Source organism: Naasia sp. (genome assembly GCF_025465545.1).
GTDB lineage: Bacteria > Actinomycetota > Actinomycetes > Actinomycetales > Microbacteriaceae > Naasia.
On sequence record NZ_JAODMK010000043.1, the window covers coordinates 42,246 to 58,877 of the forward strand.

General features: G+C 71.4%; 12 protein-coding genes, 1 other RNA gene and 1 pseudogene. 9 read left to right on the forward strand and 5 right to left on the reverse strand.

Annotation, left to right across the window (positions count from 1 at the left end):
• Positions 1-26: 26 nt before the first annotated feature.
• Positions 27-1,550, reverse strand: coding sequence for a beta-N-acetylhexosaminidase (locus tag JWR33_RS11330; protein WP_297412024.1), 1,524 nt, complete (start codon positions 1,548-1,550; stop codon positions 27-29).
• A 136-nt stretch (positions 1,551-1,686) separates the two neighbouring features.
• Between JWR33_RS11330 and JWR33_RS11335 the strand changes: the two genes are divergently transcribed.
• The 4 genes from JWR33_RS11335 (at position 1,687) to rnpB (ending at position 6,595) form a co-directional block, all read left to right on the forward strand.
• Positions 1,687-2,532: a DUF72 domain-containing protein gene (locus tag JWR33_RS11335; RefSeq protein ID WP_297412025.1), complete on the forward strand. Its 846-nt coding sequence runs from the start codon at positions 1,687-1,689 to the stop codon at positions 2,530-2,532.
• Between the two features lie 58 nt (positions 2,533-2,590).
• Positions 2,591-5,437 carry a cytosine permease gene (locus JWR33_RS11340; RefSeq protein ID WP_297412026.1) on the forward strand — a complete coding sequence of 949 codons (2,847 nt, stop codon included), beginning with the start codon at positions 2,591-2,593 and terminating at the stop codon, positions 5,435-5,437.
• Positions 5,438-5,453: 16 nt separating this feature from the next.
• Positions 5,454-6,194: a hypothetical protein gene (locus tag JWR33_RS11345; protein ID WP_297412027.1), complete on the forward strand. Its 741-nt coding sequence runs from the start codon at positions 5,454-5,456 to the stop codon at positions 6,192-6,194.
• 37 nt (positions 6,195-6,231) lie between these two features.
• An RNA gene (gene rnpB / locus JWR33_RS11350) (RNase P RNA component class A) lies at positions 6,232-6,595 on the forward strand.
• 216 nt (positions 6,596-6,811) lie between these two features.
• Here the strand turns inward: rnpB and ppgK are convergent.
• On the reverse strand, positions 6,812-7,621 hold the full coding sequence (ppgK, locus tag JWR33_RS11355; RefSeq protein ID WP_297412028.1) for a polyphosphate--glucose phosphotransferase: 810 nt from the start codon (positions 7,619-7,621) through the stop codon (positions 6,812-6,814).
• A gap of 134 nt (positions 7,622-7,755) precedes the next feature.
• Here ppgK and JWR33_RS11360 point away from each other — a divergent pair, with 134 nt between their 5' ends.
• Entirely contained in the window at positions 7,756-7,935 is a 180-nt protein-coding gene (locus JWR33_RS11360; RefSeq protein WP_297412029.1) for an SPOR domain-containing protein, read from the forward strand.
• Positions 7,936-8,165: 230 nt separating this feature from the next.
• On the opposite strand, the gene panB is transcribed toward JWR33_RS11360, so the two are convergent.
• Positions 8,166-8,981, reverse strand: coding sequence for a 3-methyl-2-oxobutanoate hydroxymethyltransferase (panB, locus tag JWR33_RS11365; protein WP_297412030.1), 816 nt, complete (start codon positions 8,979-8,981; stop codon positions 8,166-8,168).
• Between the two features lie 88 nt (positions 8,982-9,069).
• Positions 9,070-10,800 carry an NAD+ synthase gene (locus JWR33_RS11370; protein WP_297412031.1) on the reverse strand — a complete coding sequence of 577 codons (1,731 nt, stop codon included), beginning with the start codon at positions 10,798-10,800 and terminating at the stop codon, positions 9,070-9,072.
• A gap of 62 nt (positions 10,801-10,862) precedes the next feature.
• On the opposite strand from JWR33_RS11370, the gene JWR33_RS11375 reads away from it, so the two are divergent.
• The 4 genes from JWR33_RS11375 (at position 10,863) to JWR33_RS11390 (ending at position 16,151) form a co-directional block, all read left to right on the forward strand.
• Positions 10,863-12,218, forward strand: a complete 1,356-nt coding sequence (locus JWR33_RS11375) for a glutamine synthetase family protein (RefSeq protein ID WP_297412032.1) — start codon at positions 10,863-10,865, stop codon at positions 12,216-12,218.
• Between the two features lie 30 nt (positions 12,219-12,248).
• Positions 12,249-15,272, forward strand: coding sequence for a bifunctional [glutamine synthetase] adenylyltransferase/[glutamine synthetase]-adenylyl-L-tyrosine phosphorylase (locus tag JWR33_RS11380; RefSeq protein ID WP_297412033.1), 3,024 nt, complete (start codon positions 12,249-12,251; stop codon positions 15,270-15,272).
• Positions 15,273-15,380: 108 nt separating this feature from the next.
• The gene (locus JWR33_RS11385) at positions 15,381-15,545 is read left to right on the forward strand and encodes a hypothetical protein (RefSeq protein ID WP_297412034.1); all 165 of its coding nucleotides are present in this window, start codon (positions 15,381-15,383) and stop codon (positions 15,543-15,545) included.
• Positions 15,546-15,827: 282 nt separating this feature from the next.
• Positions 15,828-16,151 carry an ATP-dependent DNA ligase gene (locus JWR33_RS11390; protein WP_297412035.1) on the forward strand — a complete coding sequence of 108 codons (324 nt, stop codon included), beginning with the start codon at positions 15,828-15,830 and terminating at the stop codon, positions 16,149-16,151.
• Positions 16,152-16,155: 4 nt separating this feature from the next.
• Here JWR33_RS11390 and JWR33_RS11395 read toward each other — a convergent pair.
• A pseudogene (locus JWR33_RS11395) lies at positions 16,156-16,592 on the reverse strand (VOC family protein).
• Positions 16,593-16,632 lie beyond the last annotated feature (40 nt).

The window sequence follows — 16,632 nt, forward strand, 5'->3', positions numbered from 1 at the left end:
TCCGCTCAGGCCAGGACGGAGCCGGCCTAGTGGCCGGACAGGTGCAGGCGCAGCGCGCCCGTGCGGGTGGTGACGGCGGCAGGGTGCAGCCCTCGGAACAGCACGCCTCGGGCCCGGAGCCGGCCGAGGTGCGTGTCCAGCCGCTCCATGAAGTCCGCGAAGTCCCGCGCCCGCCCCTCCTCCAGCGGCTGCCGCCAGACCGCCTCGGCGAACGCGCACAGCCGCGGGAAGGTCATGTACTGGGCGTGCTCCACCGTCGGCACGTACTCGGTCCAGAGGTGCACCTGTGCGCCCACCACCGACCCACGGGCACGAACGCCGCGGAGTGCCGCGGGCATCGGCTCGAACGCGAAGACGCGGGCGAGGGTGAGGGGGGAGTCGGGAAAGGTGAGCGGCTCATCGGGATCCCGCGACTGCCGGTGGTCGAGGTAGACGTACTCGGACGGAGACATGATCACGTCATAGCCGGACAGCACCGCGTTGATCCCATGGGCGGTGCTCCGCCACGCCATCACGAGGGTGTCCAGGGGCGCCTCGCCCGTGACGACCTCGTCCCAGGCGACGAGGCGACGGCCGTGCCGGCGCAGCATCCGGTCCACCTGAGCGGTGAACCAGCCCTGCAGATGCTCCTCGCTGGGAAGCCCCAGCTCCGTCTTCTTCCGCTGCACCGCGGCGGACTCCCGCCACTCGCGCTTCGGCACCTCGTCGCCCCCGCCGTGGATCCAGGTGCTGGGGAAGATGCTCATCACCTCGGTGAAGACGGCCGACACGAAGTCCAGGGTGGGGTCCTCGAGGTTGAGGATCTGCGTGCTGATGCCCCAGCGCGTCCGCACGGACCCTTCGGCGCCGTTGCCGAACTCGGGGTAGGCGGCGAGGGCGGCGCTCGCATGCCCGGGGAGGTCCACCTCGGGCACCACGTCCACGAATCGCTCGGCCGCATAGCCGACGATGTGTTCGAGCTCCTCGCGGGTGTAGGCGCCGCCGTGCGGCTCCCCGTCGTGCTCGATCTCCGGACGCTCATGGTCGAAGCCGACGGCCGTCTCGGGCCGCCAGGCGCCCACCTGGGTGAGCCGGGGGTAGCCGGGGATGGGGATGCGCCAGCCCTGATCGTCGGTGAGATGCAGGTGCAGCACGTTCATCTTGTGCGCGGCGAGCTGGTCGATCATCTTCAGCACGAAGTCGACGGGGAAGAAGTGCCGAGCGACATCGAGCATGAAGCCGCGCCAGGGGTACGCGGGCTGATCCTCGATCCGGACGCGGGGGAGGTCGACCGGCGCGATGCGCAGGGCCGCGTCGACGTCGCCGCCGACGCGGGCGATGCGCTCCGTGGGAAGCAGCTGCAGCAGTGTCTGGCCGCCGTAGAACACGCCTGCGGCACTGCCGCCCCGGATGCGGATGCCTGCGTCGTCCACCTCCAGCACGTACGCCTCGGAGGGGAGGGACGGGTCGACTCGCCGGGTCACGGTCACGGGCGCACCGAGGGTCACCCGGCCACCGCGCAGTTCGACGGAGCGGGGTTCGGGGACAAGACCGAGTGCGGTGATCGACATCGTGGCGGGAACCTCCGATACAAGGGTATGAAAACGTTCCCAGAAGAAGAAGTCGGCGCGCCAACAGGGATTCCCTCATTCCCCTCGCCGTTCGCGGGCCGGCGGTGGGGCGTGCGGAGGGCGATAGCCTCGGACCATGACCGGTAGGGCCTACATCGGCATCTCCGGGTGGCGGTATGCCCGCTGGCGCGGCGACTTCTACCCGAAGGGCCTCCAGCAGAGGCGGGAACTCGAATACGCCGCCGAGCGGTTCAACTCGGTGGAGATCAACGGGTCGTTCTACTCGCTGCAGAGGCCGTCGAGCTATCGGGCGTGGGCGGCCCAGACCCCGCCCGGCTTCGTCTTCGCCGTCAAGGGCGGGCGGTACATCACGCACATGCTGCGGCTGCAGAACGCCGACGCCGCTCTCGGCAACTTCTTCGCCTCGGGCGTGCTCGCGCTCGAGGACCGCCTCGGTCCGGTGCTCTGGCAGCTTCCCGGGCGCCAGGAGTTCGAGGCGGACCGGGTCGCCGCCTTCCTCTCGCGGCTGCCGCGCAGCACTCGAGCGGCGGAGCAGGTCGTGCTGCACCGCGACGAGAAGCTCAAGGGGGAGCCGGTGCTCGCGGCGCAGTCGGACCTGCCGATCCGGCATGCGCTGGAGGTGCGGCACGAGAGCTGGGCGACCGAGGAGGCCGAAGAGCTGCTGCGCGAGCACGACGTCTCCTTCGTGGTCTCGGACGGAGCGGGGGCGTGGCCGCTGCTCCGGCGGATCACGTCGGATCACGTGTATGTGCGGCTGCACGGCGACGAGGAGCTGTATGTCAGCGGGTACTCCCCGGCTGCGCTGGCCGGCTGGGCGGGGGAGGTGCGGGGGTGGCTGGACGGCTCCGGCTGCCCGGATGGGCGCCCGCGGGACGTGTACGTCTACTTCGACAATGACGCCAAGGGCTACGCGCCATGGGACGCGCTCGAGCTGACCCGGCTGGTGCGGGACGGCGGCTGACCTCGGAGCCGACCGGCGCGTCACCGGTGACACGCCGGAGCATCGCTAATATTCAGCCATGTCCGACGCGCGCGCGAATCCGGGCGCGCTCGGCGGCGGCAGCCCCGCGGAGCCCGCCGGTGAGTCCGGCGACGGCACCCACGACGACGACGAGCTGGCCGCCGCGCTCCGAGCGCAGCTCGAGCGATTCGCGCCGTCCGGATCCATCCCCATCATCACGGCGCAGCGCGCGCAGCAGTATCGGCGCGGCGAGGTTCCGCGATTCTCCGCGCCCGCGCCCGCGCCTGCCCCCTCCGTGGCTCCCGTCCCGGTGTCGGCCGCCCCCGGAACGCCCGCCGGCGCTTCGCCGGCTCCCGTGGGGTCGCCGAGGCAGCCGTCCGCTCCTGCGCCCGCGCCTCCTGTGCCTTCCGCCGTCGCTCCTCCGGCCCCGCACACCGCCCCGCCGGCGCCCCCGGCGCGGAGTGGCCGGCGGGAGGACTCCGGATCGCACCGGCGATCCGATCTCGCCCCTCGGCGCCGCCCCGAGCCGCATCAGCCGAACACCCTCTCCTTCGACCAGGTCGACCGACGCTTCACCTCCCCGGTCCCGCACTTCGCGCCGGAGCTCCCGCCCGAACCGGAACTCGATCCGCAGCCTCTCCCGGTTCCGCCGCCCCAATCGGCTCCGCTGGCCCCCGAGTTCGACCCGGAGCAGCCTCCCGACACCGGTGCGCTGCGCCTGCTCGATCAGCTGCAGGAGCGGCTCGACCGCGTCCGCCTGGACGAGGCGACCTACCGGGAGTGGGAGCACTCCCTGCTCGCCCTAGCGGAGGAGGGCCCGGCCGACCCGCGGCCGTCCCGTCCCCACCTGCCGAGCGCGGGCACGCCCGACTTCGCGATGCCGAGCTCCGGGCCGGCGAGCTTCGGCCTGCCCGGCTTCCTGCCCGCGACGCGGCAGCTCCCGGTCGTGCCGATCGGCTCGGCGGTGCAGCCCCATCCGGACGACGCGGCGGACGACGAGGTGGTCGACGCGGAGCTCCTCGATGAGGACGACGACTGGGGTTCGATCGGTTCCGCAGCTCAGGTGGAGCAGGCGCCCGGCGGGCCGGTGAGCGCGCACATCGCGCCGGTGCCGGCCGCGGCGTCCGCGGCGCTCGTTCCGCAGGGCCGGGGAGACGAGCCGGCCGGCGGCCTCGCCGGAGCCGATCCGGACGAGTACGCACCTCTTGACCCGGTCGCGATCTCGCCGATGACGCTCGACGAGGGCCGCCTCAACACGGGCTCGCTGCCGATTCTCTCCACCCCGCTCGACCGCGATCTCGACGACGACGTGGACGACGTCCTGGCGCCGCAGGAGGCGCTGCTCGCCGACGACGCGCAGGCCCCGGTCGCCCCGCCGCTTCCCGGCCAGGACACCGGCCAGGTCACTCCGCTGTCGAGCAGCTCGGTCCGCACCGGGGCGATCACGATCACGCCGCAGGAGCAGGCCCTGCCGGCCGCGTTCGGGGTGGAGGCGATCGACCTGGCCCCGACTCCGGAGGATCAGCGCCTGCGCCGCCCGATCGCGCAGTTCTGGCTCTGGTTCGCGCCGAACACGTCCGCGCTCACCCTCGTGCTCGGAGCGGCCACCATCGGGCTCGGACTCAGTCTGCGGCAGGCGCTGGTCGCCGCCATCCTCGGAGTCGCGCTCTCCTGCGTGCCGCTCGCGGTCAACGTGCTCGCCGCCAAGCGCAGCGGTCAGCCGGTCGCGGTCGTCTCCCGGGCCACGTTCGGCATCCGCGGCAACCTCGTCCCCGCTGCGCTCCTGCTCGTCGTGCGGCTCCTGTGGGCGGGTGTGCTGCTCTGGCTGATCGGCTCGAGCCTCGCCTCGCTGGTCGACGCGACCGGCTGGGCCCGAGCACTGCCGCCCTGGCTGCCCGGCATCGCGGCGACCGTCGTGTTCGCCGCAGTCGGGTGCATGATCGCGGTGTTCGGCAGCGGCCTGATCTCCCGAGTGCAGCTGCTGCTGAGCGCAGTCTCGGCCGTGCTCGTCGTGCTCCTGCTCGTGCTCACGGCACCGACGGTCGACCTCAGCGTCGCGCTGTCGCGCGGCGACGGGTCGATCCTCGCCGTGATCGGGGGAATCGTCGCCGTCTTCAGCGTCCTGTCCCTCGCCTGGGTCGCCATGGACGGCGAGCTCGCCCGCTACCAGCAGCAGCGTGGTTCTGGCACCAGCACGATGGCCTGGGCGGCCCTCGGCGCGGGCGTGCCCGCGCTCGTCCTCATCGCCTGGGGCGCCGTGGTGTCCGCGTCCTCGCCGGAGCTCGCGCAGGGGCTGGCCACCGATCCCGTGGCTGCGCTGCTCGGTCGCCTCCCCGACTGGTACCCGATCCCGTTGTTGCTCGTCGTCGTCCTCGGACTCACGACGGCACTGGTCACCGTCCTGTACTCCGCGGGGCTCACCCTCAGCGCCCTCGGCGTACGGCTGGGCCGCACCGTGCACACCCTGATCGCCGTCGCCGTCGCGGCGGCTGCCGCCATCGGGCTGCTCCTCGCGGGCGTCGGGTCGGGCGACGTCGTCGCCGCGCTCATCCCGGCCGCCGCCGTCCCGGTCGCGGCCTGGACCGGCATGGTGGGAACCGAGCTGCTCCTCCGCGGGCAGCCCCTCGACCGCGACGCGCTGCTGCGGCGAGGCGGCCGCTACCCTGATGCGCGCTGGACGCACGTGGGCGCGCTCGTGGTCATCGCGGTGCTCGGGATCGGGCTCGTCGGGCGCGACACGGTGACGCCGCTCACCGGATATCTCTGGCAGCTCTTCGGCGTCCCGCCCACCAGCTTGCTCGCCCAAGCGGACCTCGGGGTGCCCCTCGCCCTCCTCCTCGGCGTCGCCACCCCCCTCGTGTTCGGCTACCGCGCGCTCCGGCGGCGGGAAGAGGCGCGCTCCTGATCGCTACGCTGGAGCCGTGACGGTTCGCGCAGTTCCCGAAGACCAGGCCCGCTTGCTCGACCTGCAGGCCCTCGACACGAGGAACCAGCAGATCGCGCACGCGAAGCGGACCCTCCCTCAGCAGGCGGAGCTCGCCACGATCGCCTCGTCGGTGGAAACACTCCGTCGCCGCATCGCGGGCGAGACGGGCGCCCTGGAGGACCTCCGCACCGAACTGCGCAGGGTGGAGTCGGACGTCGCCGTGGTCCAGACGCGGATGGCCCGGGACTCCGCCCGGATGCAGGCGAGCTCGTCCGCGAAGGACGTCACCGGACTCGAGCACGAGATCGCGTCGCTGACGCGGCGGCAGAGCGACCTCGAGGACATGCAGCTCGGGATCATGGAGCGGGTGGAGGAGCAGGAGGCCGCCGTCGCGAGAATCGAAGCGGAGCGCAGCGGCCTCGCCGAGCGGGCCGCCACCCTGCGCGCCGAGATGGACGCGAGGGTCGCCGCTCTCGATGCAGAGGCGGCCGAACTGGTCGTCACTCGAGAGGCCCTCGTCCGGTCGCTCCCCGACGACCTCGTCGCCCTCTACGAGCGTCAGCGCTCCCGCTACGGCATCGGGGCGGCCCTCCTCCGCCGCGGAGTCTCCGGAGGCAGCAACGTGGCGCTCACCGGGTCGGACCTCGCCGCAGTCCGCGCCGCCGCGCCGGACGAGGTCGTGCTCGATCCGGAGAGCGGCTGCATCCTCGTCCGTACCGAGGAATCCGGCATCTGACGTGTTCCGTCCCAGCCGGGTAGGCTGGTCTGCCGAATGGGTCGGCAAGACGGTCACGTCATCCGCAAGGATGCCGAGGAACGTCCGGGCTCCACAGAGCAGGACGGTGGGTAACGCCCACCCGGGGCAACCCGAGAGCTAGTGCAACAGAAAGCAGACCGCCTCACGCTTCGGCGTGCGGTAAGGGTGAAACGGTGGTGTAAGAGACCACCAGGGGCCTGGGTGACCAGGCCTGCTGGGTAAACCTCGTCCGGAGCAAGGTCAAGCAGGGAACGCTGAGGCGGCTCGTCGAGTTCCCGGGTAGACCGCTAGAGGCGTGCGGCAACGTACGCCCGAGATAGATGACCGTCCACGGTGCCTCGGCACCCGGACAGAACCCGGCGTAGCAGCCGGCCCATTCACGAAAAGGCCACAGCGATGCGCTGTGGCCTTTTTGCGAAGGGGGCCGGCTGCCGGTGCTCATTGGCGCGCCGCCGCCGCCGCTGCGGCGCGCGCGAAAAGCGCCGTACACGCCGCCGCTTTTCGCGACCGGCCCATTCACACCCGTCGAGATGCCACTTGATGTCGCTTCCCGGCGCGTGAAGGGACACCAAGTGGCATCTCGGGCAGCTCCGGGGTCAGGAGTTGGTGGTGGCCTTCTCGATCAGGTCGCGGGCCTCGTCGGCCACCCGGATCCCCGCGGTGTGGGCCGCCAGGGCAGCGGCCCCGAGGATGCCGGCGTTGTTGCGGAAGGCTGCGGGCACGATCTCGGTCTTCAGGTGCAGGTAGGGGAAGAACTCGTCCCAGTGCTTGGAGACCCCGCCGCCGACGATGAAGAGGTCGGGGGAGAACAGCTTCTCGAGGTGCGCGTAGTACTTCTGCAGGCGACCGGCCCACTTCTTCCAGCTGATGTCGTCGCGCTCCATCGCGGCATAGGAGGCGAACCGCTCGTAGTCCTCGTGGCCGTCCAGCGCGATGTGGCCGAGCTCCGCGTTCGGCACCAGGACGCCGTTGTAGATGATGGCGCTGCCGATGCCCGTGCCGAGGGTGGTGAGCAGGATCAGTCCCTTGCGGTCCTTCGCCGCTCCGAACTGCGCCTCGGCGTAGCCGGCCGCGTCCGCGTCGTTGACGAAGGTGATGTCGCGGTCGAGCGCCTTCTCGAAGAGGCTCTCGGCCGAGAGGCCGATCCACTTGTCCGACACGTTCGCCGCCGACATCGTCCTGCCCTGCTGGACGATGGCGGGGAAGCAGACGCCCACCGGAGTGCCGTGCGGCACATCGCCGAGCTCGGCGATGATCGAGACGACCACGCCCACGATGGCGTCCGGCTCACCACCCTCAGGAGTGGGCTTCTTGATCCGGGCCGTCTGCAGCTCTCCGGTGTGGATGTCGACGATCGCGCCCTTGATGCCCGTGCCGCCGATGTCGATGCCGATCGCAGTGCTCACGAATCCCAACCTAGTGGCCGTCGGAGCGGCCCCCATCCGGTGTGCGCAGGCAACCCCGGCGGAGGCACAGCCGCCCGGAATAGGATTCCGACCAGGACGACGGCCCGTGCGGGGCCGGGAAGCCGGAGGACGTCATGGCTGACGAGGCGCAGTACTGGTACAACTCGCGAACGGGGCAGGTCGAGCGCGGCAAGCTGTCGAACGCCATCGACCGGGTGGGCCCCTTCGCGACCCACGAGGAGGCCGAGCGCGCTCCCGAGAAGCTGCGCCAGAACGCCGAGCGGTGGGCCGCGGAGGACGCCGCCGAGGCCTGACGCCGGCGACTGAGCCGACCACCTCGGAGGGCGTGGGACCCGAGCGGGTGGGAAAGGGTGCCGAGCAAGCCGGCACGCTTCCCACGCCCATCATGCGAGGCAACATCGAAGCAGGCGCTGCGCTGGCTGCGACAGGACGACATCGCGGTGGCGGAGCTCGCCGACCCGTTCCCGCGGTCCGCTGCGGCGGAGCCTACGCGTCCCGTAGGGAATCCCGGGACGGGACTGGGTCACTCGTATTCGTGTTCCGCAGCGGGGTAGGCGCCGGAGGCGACGTCCGCCCGGTACGCCTCCACCGCGCCGCCGAGCACGGCACGGAGGTCCACGTACTTCTTGACGAAGCGCGGATAGCGTCCGCCGCTGAAGCCGGCGAAGTCGGTCCAGACCATCAGCTGCCCGCTCGTGTGCGGCCCTGCGCCGACGCTGATGGTGGGGATCTTGACCGTCTCGGTGACGCGCTTGGCCACCGCGCTCGGCGTCATCTCGATGACCACGGCGAAGGCCCCCGCCTCCTCCACGGCGATGGCATCGGCGAGGAGCGCTGCGGCGCCGTCGCCCCGCCCCTGCACGATGTGGCCGCCGATCTGGTGCTCGCTCTGCGGGGTGAAGCCGATGTGCGCCATCACCGGGATGCCGGCGTCGACGATCCGCCGGATCTGCTCGGCGCTGCGCACGCCGCCCTCGAGCTTGACCGCCTGGGCGCCCGTCTCCTTCATGAAGCGGAACGCCGTCGACAGCGCCTGATCGGGGCCGAGCTCGTATGAACCGAACGGCATATCCGCAATCACGAACGCCCGCTGTGCCGCCTTCGCGACCGCGCGGGTGAGGGGGATCAGCTCATCCACGGTGACGGGCACGGTGGAGTCGTAGCCGAAGACGACCTGGCCGGCGGAGTCGCCGACGAGGAGGAAGTCGACGCCGGCCTGGTCGAAGATCGCGGCGGACAGCGCGTCGTAGCTGGTGAGCCCGACGATCGGCACGCCGGAGTCCCGCGCCTGCTGGAAATGGCGCTTGCGCACCCGCTTCAATCCGGTGGGCTCGCTCATGGCCTCATCCTAGAGCCGCCTCAAAGTGCCCGTTCCGGCGGGAAGTGCCCGCTGGAACGCACACTTCGCGCCGGAACGGGCACCTGGGCTACTGGCTGTGGCGGTAGGTGATCGGGAGGCGGCGGTCGCGGCCGAACGCCATCTGCGAGATCTTCGGGCCGATGGCGCCCTGGCGGCGCTTCCACTCGGAGCGGTCCACCAGCTTGATCACGTCCTCGACCAGCTTCGGGTCGAAGCCCAGCCCGGCGATGTCCTCAGGACCGAAGCGCTGGCCGATGAACGCGTCGAGGATCGCGTCGAGCACTTCGTAGGGCGGCAGTGAGTCCTGGTCGGTCTGGTCGGGGCGGAGCTCCGCCGACGGCGGCTTCTCGATCGCGTTGTCGGGGATCGGCGGGGTCTCGCCGCGGTCCGCGGCGTGCTCATTGCGCCACCGGGCGAGCTCCCACACGAGCATCTTCGGCACGTCCTTGATCGGCGCGAACCCTCCCGCGGAGTCGCCGTAGATCGTCGAGTAGCCCACCGCGAGCTCCGTCTTGTTGCCGGTGGTCAGCACGAGGTGGCCCTCGGCGTTCGACAGCCCCATCAGGATGATGCCGCGCACCCGCGCCTGCAGGTTCTCGGCCGCGAGGGCCTCGAAGTGCAGCTGGTCCTCGAACGGGGTGACGAGGTCGGCGATCGCTTCGGTGCGGTAGTGCAGGCCGATGCGCTCGGCCAGGTCGTCGGCGTCGCTGCGGGAGTGGTCGGACGAGTACCGGCTGGGCATGGAGACCCCGTACACCCGGTCCGGCCCGAGGGCGTCGGCCGCGATCGCCGCGCACACCGAGGAGTCGATCCCGCCGGAGAGGCCGAGGATCACCGAGCGGAACCGGTTCTTCTCCACGTAGTCGCGCAGGCCCAGCACGAGCGCGTTCCAGATCTGCTCGCGGTCATCCGGGAGGATCGCGATGTCCTCCGCGATCGGCGCGCGTCCGACGTGCCGGCGCGGCAGCTCGACCCGCGTGATGCCCTCGGAGTAGGTCGGGGGAGTCACGTCGGCCGCCTGCACATCGACGAGCAGCAGGTGCTCCTCGAACTGCGGCGCGCGGGCGAGGATCCGCCCCGCCTGGTCGACGACCACCGAGTCGCCGTCGAAGACGAGGTCGTCCTGCCCGCCGACGAGGTTGACGTACGCGACCACGGTGTCGGTCTCCACCGCGCGCTTGCGCACGAGGGGCAGGCGCACCTCGTCCTTGTCGCGCTCGTACGGCGACGCGTTGATCACCACGAGGATTCCCGCGTCGGCGCTGGAGACCCGGCTCACCGGCCCGCCGTCGCGCCAGATGTCCTCGCAGACCGCGATCGCGATGTCGACGTCGCCCAGCCGGAGCACGGTCAGCTCGTCGCCGGGGATGAAGTTGCGGTACTCGTCGAACACCGAGTAGTTGGGCAGGTGGAACTTGGCCTGACGCGCCACCAGCTCGCCGCCGTGCAGGACCCCCGCGCAGTTCTGGGCGATCGCCGACGGCGCGCTGGCGGTGCCGTCCTTGCGCGGCTCGAACGGCCCGTCGGGAAAGCCGACGACCACCACGATGTCGCCGAGCCCCTCCTCCTCGAGACGGGCGCCCAGCCGATGCAGCATCTCGCGGCTGTGCCGCAGGAAGCCGGGCCGGGTGGCGAGGTCCTCGATCGGGTACCCGGAGAGGGCCATCTCCCCGAACATCACGAGATCGGCCCCCGACTCGGCGGCACGCCGGGTGTAGTCGACGATGACGTCCGAGTTCTCCTCGAAGGCCCCGACGACGGGGTTGGTCTGGGCTAGCGCCAAGCGAACTCCCGGCATGACCACTAGCCTAATAGCGCAGAAGTACGGGGCCTCGGGCCCACCTAGGGAAGGGCCCCGCCGTGGTCGACAAGCAGCGCGACTTCGTGCTCCGCACCATCGAGGAGCGCGGCGTCAAGTTCGTCCGCCTCTGGTTCACCGATGTCATCGGGACCCTCAAGTCGGTTGCGATCGCCCCGGCCGAGGTGGAGGGCGCCTTCGCCGAGGGGCTCGGCTTCGACGGCTCCGCGATCGAGGGGCTCACCCGCGCCTTCGAGGCCGACGTGCTCGCCAATCCGGATCCCACGACGTTCCAGATCCTGCCCTGGCGGGGCGAGATCGATCCCACCGCCCGGATGTTCTGCGACATCACCACGCCGGACGGGCAGCCGCACGCGGCGGATCCCCGCAACGTGCTGAAGCGCACCCTGGCCAAGGCGGCGGACCGCGGCTTCACCTTCTACACGCATCCCGAGATCGAGTTCTACCTCCTGAAGTCCAGCCAGTACGGGGCGAACGGCCCCGAGCCGGTCGACTCCGCGGGGTACTTCGACAACGTCCCCGGGGGCACGGCGCACGACTTCCGCCGCCGCTCGGTGCGGATGCTCGAGGACATCGGCATCTCGGTGGAGTTCAGCCACCACGAGGCCGGGCCGGGCCAGAACGAGATCGATCTGCGCTACGCCGACGCCCTGACGACGGCGGACAACATCATGACCTTCCGCACCGTCATCAAGGAGGTCGCGATCGAGCAGGGCGTCTACGCCACGTTCATGCCCAAGCCGCTGCAGAGCGAGCCGGGCTCGGGCATGCACATGCACCTGTCCCTGTTCGAGGGCGACACGAACGCGTTCTTCGACGCCGGCGCCCAGTACCAGCTGTCCACGATCGGCCGTCAGTTCATCGCGGGCCTGCTGCACCACGCGCCCGAGATCACGGCCGTGACGAACCAGTTCGTCAACTCGTACAAGCGCCTCTGGGGCACCTCGGAGAGCAAGCTGGGTGAGGCGCCGAGCTTCGTCACCTGGGGCCACAACAACCGCTCTGCGCTCGTGCGCGTGCCGCTCTACAAGCCGGGCAAGGGCCAGTCCTCCCGGGTGGAGTACCGCGCCATCGACTCGGCCGCCAACCCGTACCTGTCCCTCTCGCTGCTGCTGGCGGCCGGGCTCAAGGGCATCGAGGAGGGCTACGAGCTCCCCGCCGAGGCCGAGGACAACGTCTGGGAGCTCAGCGACTCGGAGCGCCGCGCGCTCGGCTACAAGCCCCTGCCCGCGAGCCTCGACCACGCCATCCAGTACATGGAGGAGTCGGAGCTCGTCGCGGAGACGCTCGGCGAGCAGGTCTTCAACTTCGTGCTGCTCAACAAGCGCCGCGAGTGGCGGGACTACCGGGCTCAGGTGACACCGTACGAGCTGCGGTCGAACCTCGAGGTCCTCTAGCCGTACTCGCCGTCGCGCTCCCGGTTCCCGATGCGACGCGAGCTGACGGCTCTCAGCGAACTGGCGAAGCTGGGCTTCGCCCGGCTCGGCAGCGTGCGCGAGCGCCTCGACGAGCTCGAAGACGTGCTCGGCAGGAGTGCCGAGGCTCTGCTGCCCGAGTTCGAGGCCGTCGCCGATCCCGATGAGGCGCTCGACGCCCTCCTTCGGCTCGTCCGGCGCCACCCCGAGAGCGTCCTCCCCGCGCTCGCCTCACCGGGCTCCACCCGACGGCTGCTGCTCGTGCTCGGCGCCTCCATGGGGCTCGCCGACTACCTGAACCGGCGGCCGGAGGGCTTCGAGGCGCTGCGGGAGCCGCTCACCGAGGTGCCGGCGGCCGAGGAGCTCCGCACCGACCTGCTCGCCGCCGTCGGCGCGGCAGACGACGGGATCGCGGCGCTCACCGGCGAGGACGGCCGCAACGCCCTGCGCGCCCGCTACCGCTGGCATCTGCTGCGGCTGGCAGCCTGGGATCTCGGCCAGCAGAGACCCGTCGAGGCGGTGCCGGCGGTCACCGGGGTGCTCGCCGACCTCGCCGCGGCGGCCCTCGACGCCTCCCTCGCGGTGGCGCGCGCCGACGCCGTGCGGGCCGGCTCCGGTCCCGGCCGGTGCACGCCCGCGGAGGTGGCCGCCACCCGGCTGGCGATCATCGGCATGGGCAAGGCCGGCGCGCGCGAGCTCAACTACGTGAGCGATGTCGACGTGATCTTCGTCGCTGAACCCGCGGAGCCGGCCGAGGGGGCCGCCCTGAGCGTCGATCGCGCCGTCGCCGTCGGCACGCGCCTGGCCATGCTCGTGATGCGCGGCATCCACGAGCTCGCCCTCGAGCCGCCGCTCTGGGAGGTGGACGCCAACCTTCGGCCGGAGGGCAAGGACGGCGCCCTCGTGCGCACCCTGGAGTCGCACCTGGCCTACTACGACCGCTGGGCGAGGGACTGGGAGTTCCAGGCGCTCATCAAGGCTCGGGCCATGGCGGGGGACCGCGAGCTCGGCGAGCTCTACGTCGAGCGGATCGCCCCCAAGGTGTGGAGCAGCTCGGAGCGGCCCAGCTTCGTGGAGCAGGTGCAGCGGATGCGGGAGCGGGTGACGCAGCACATCCCCGCGGACGACAGCGAGTACCAGTTGAAGCTCGGGGCGGGCGGGTTGCGCGACATCGAATTCACCGTGCAGCTGCTGCAGCTGGTGCACGGACGCACCGACCCCAGTGTGCGGGAGCGCGGCACCCTGCCCGCGCTGGCCGCCCTCGCCGCGGGCGGCTACATCGGCCGGGCGGAGGCGGCGGAGTTCGCGGGGGAGTACTGCCTGCTCCGCGTGCTCGAGCACCGGCTGCAGCTCACCCGGCTGCGCCGCACCCACCTGATGCCGCGGGAGGAGGAGCAGCTGCGGGTCCTCGCCCGCGCGTCGGGGCTCGGCGGCAACGCCGCGGAGCTGCTCGAGCGCTGGCAGCGCACGAAGGTGGGCGTCCGCAGCCTGCACGAGAGGCTCTTCTACCGGCCCCTCCTGTCTGCGGTGGCCCGGATGCCCGGCCCCGAGCTGGCTCTCACGAGCGCCCAGGCGGAGGCCCGCCTCGCGGCCATCGGCTTCGTCGACCCGCGGGGAGCGCTCGCCCACATCGCCGCCCTCACCCAGGGCATGTCGCGTCGCGCGACGATCCAGCGCACGCTCCTCCCCGTGCTGCTCGGCTGGCTCGCCGAGGGCCCCGACCCCGACGGCGGCCTGCTCGCCTTCCGCCGGATCAGCGAGTCGCTCGGCGACGCCCACTGGTTCCTGCGCATGCTCCGGGACTCCAAGGAGGCGGCGTTCCGGCTCACCCAGGCGCTGTCGGGGTCCCGGTTCGTGGTGGAGCTGCTCGAGCGCTACCCGGAGGCCGCCGGATGGCTCGAGAACGAGGCGGACCTCCGGCCGCGCAGCTGGGAGGCACTCCGCGAGGAGACCAGCGCCACGGTGCTGCGGCACAGCGATCGGGACTCGGCGGCGCTCGCCCTCCGCACAGCCCGCCGCCGCGAGGTGCTCCGGCTGGCGCTGGCCGGCATCCTCGGCGTCGCCCCCATCGAGGAGCTGGGGCAGGCGCTGTCCAACGTGACGACCGCGGTGCTCACCGGCGTGCTGCGCAGCATCCGCCGCGACGAGGGGCCGTGGCCGGAATTCGCCATCATCGCGATGGGGCGCTACGGAGGAGCCGAGCTGGGCTTCGGCTCCGACGCCGACATCATGTACGTCTACCGGCCCATCGCCGGCATGACGCCGGAGCACGCCCAGTCCCGCGCCGAGCACATCGTCGCCGAGATCAAGCGCCTGACGACGGATCACCGGCTGCCGCTCGACCTCGACCTGGGCTTGCGCCCCGAGGGCAAGAACGGGGCGGTCGTGCGCTCCCTGCGCTCCTACGAGGCCTACTATGCCCGCTGGTCCCTCACCTGGGAGGCACAGGCCCTGCTGCGCGCTCGGGGCGTCGCCGGCGACCACGACCTCGTCCGCGACTTCGGCGAACTGGCGGACCGGGTGCGCTACCCGAAGCAGGTCGCCGAGAGCGAGGTTCGCGAGATCAAGCGGATCAAGGCACGGGTCGAGAGCGAGCGACTCCCGCAGGGCGCGGATCCGGTGCGGCACCTCAAGCTGGGCCGCGGCACGCTCAGCGACGTGGAGTGGCTCGTGCAGGTCACGCAGCTGCAGCACGCAGCTCGCGTTCCCGCGCTGCGCACCCAGTCGACCCTGGCCGCCCTGTCCGCCGCGGTGCGCGCCAAGCTGATCGACCGCACGGACGCCGCGCAGCTGCGGGAGGCCTGGGTGCTCTCGTCGCGCCTGCGCTCGGCCATGACGCTCTGGACCAACAAGACCGGGGACCTGCTGCCGACGGAGCGCCGTCAGCTCGACGCCATCGCTCGGCTCCTCGAATACCCGCCCGGCTCGGCAGGCGTGCTGGAGACCGAGTACCTGCGGGTGACCCGGCACTCCCGGACCGTGTTCGAGCGCCTCTTCTACGGCGAGCCGGTGCGCGTGCGGCCCGACGAGCGCTGAGCGACCGGCCGGCTGCACGAGACTGCGCGGCGGATGCAGCGGAGCCGGTCTGCTCCGAGTGCCGCCTGGAGCAGGTGCCAGGGGCGGAGCTCGTCCTAGCCTGGCGTCATGACTCCCGCGGAGATCACGGTGCGTCCCGCCGGCGAGGTGTCCGGGGACGACGTCTCTGCGGTGTTCGGCACCCGGGCGCCCCCTCAGGGTGCTGGTGCCAGGCGACTGTCAGCGCAGCCGATCGCCGAGCTCTGGAGCTCGAGGATGCCGCCGTCACGCTGACCATCGAGGAGCACAGTGCTCGCGGCGAGGGGACGGGCAGCCTCCCCTCCCTGGAGGTCGACGGATCGCATTCGCGAGCTGGAGGACCACACCCTCCTGCTGCGCGGCAGGAGCGGGCAGTTGGCGTGCGAGCGGGTCTGAGTTCCGGCCGCCCTAGTTCACCGGCTGCGGCGTCCGCAATCCCCGAGACACATCCGGCTTCCGCACGACAGGCTGGGGGAGGGGCCATGCGGGGCCGTTCCGCCTGCGCCCTGCAGACGGACGACAGGAGCACCGAAGAACTTGGGGAAGCTGACCTACGCCTCCGGCCTGGTGGTCGATTTCGATGACCGGGTGCTGGCGCACCTGCAGCTCGTGATCGGCGCGAAGCTGCGGCGCAACGAATCGTTCTACTTCTCGTGGCGAGACCACTCCAGCGCGGGCGACGGACGCTCGGTCATCTGGCTGCACCCGTCGATCTCGGTGACGTACAAGTTCTACGGCAGCCGCCCGCCCGCCATCAACCGGGCCTGGGTCGAGGCTCTGATGAACTCGGCGAACACGTCAGCCGGCCTGCGTCTCGTTCCGGAGCCCGAAAACCTGCCGGTGCAGGCCGCGCCCGAATAGGCGGTCAGCCCCTCCTCAAGTCCTCGGCGAGCATCACGATGATGCCGCTGGGACCTCGCAGGTAGGCGAGCTTGTAGACGCCCTGATAGGTGGCCAGGCCGCGAAGCGGTGGCAGCCGTGTCGAGCCGCGGTCTCCAGAGCCTCGTCGATGTCGTCGACGGAGAAGGCGACGCGATGCATGCCGATCTCATTGGGACGAGTAGGTTCCGTCTCGATCGCCTCAGGGGAGATGTACTCGAAGAGCTCGAGGCGGCCGTGACCGTCCGGCGTCTGCAGCATCGCGATCTTGGCGTGGTTTCCGTCCAGGCCGACGGCCGTGTCGGCCCATTCGCCGCTCACCGTGTCGCGCCCGAGAACGGTGAGACCGAGGTCGGTGAAGAAGGCGATCGTCGCCTCGAGGTCGCGTACTGCGATGCCGACGTTCTCCAGTCTGATGGCCATGGGACGCATCCTAGGGAACCGGGAAGGCCTGGAGACAAGC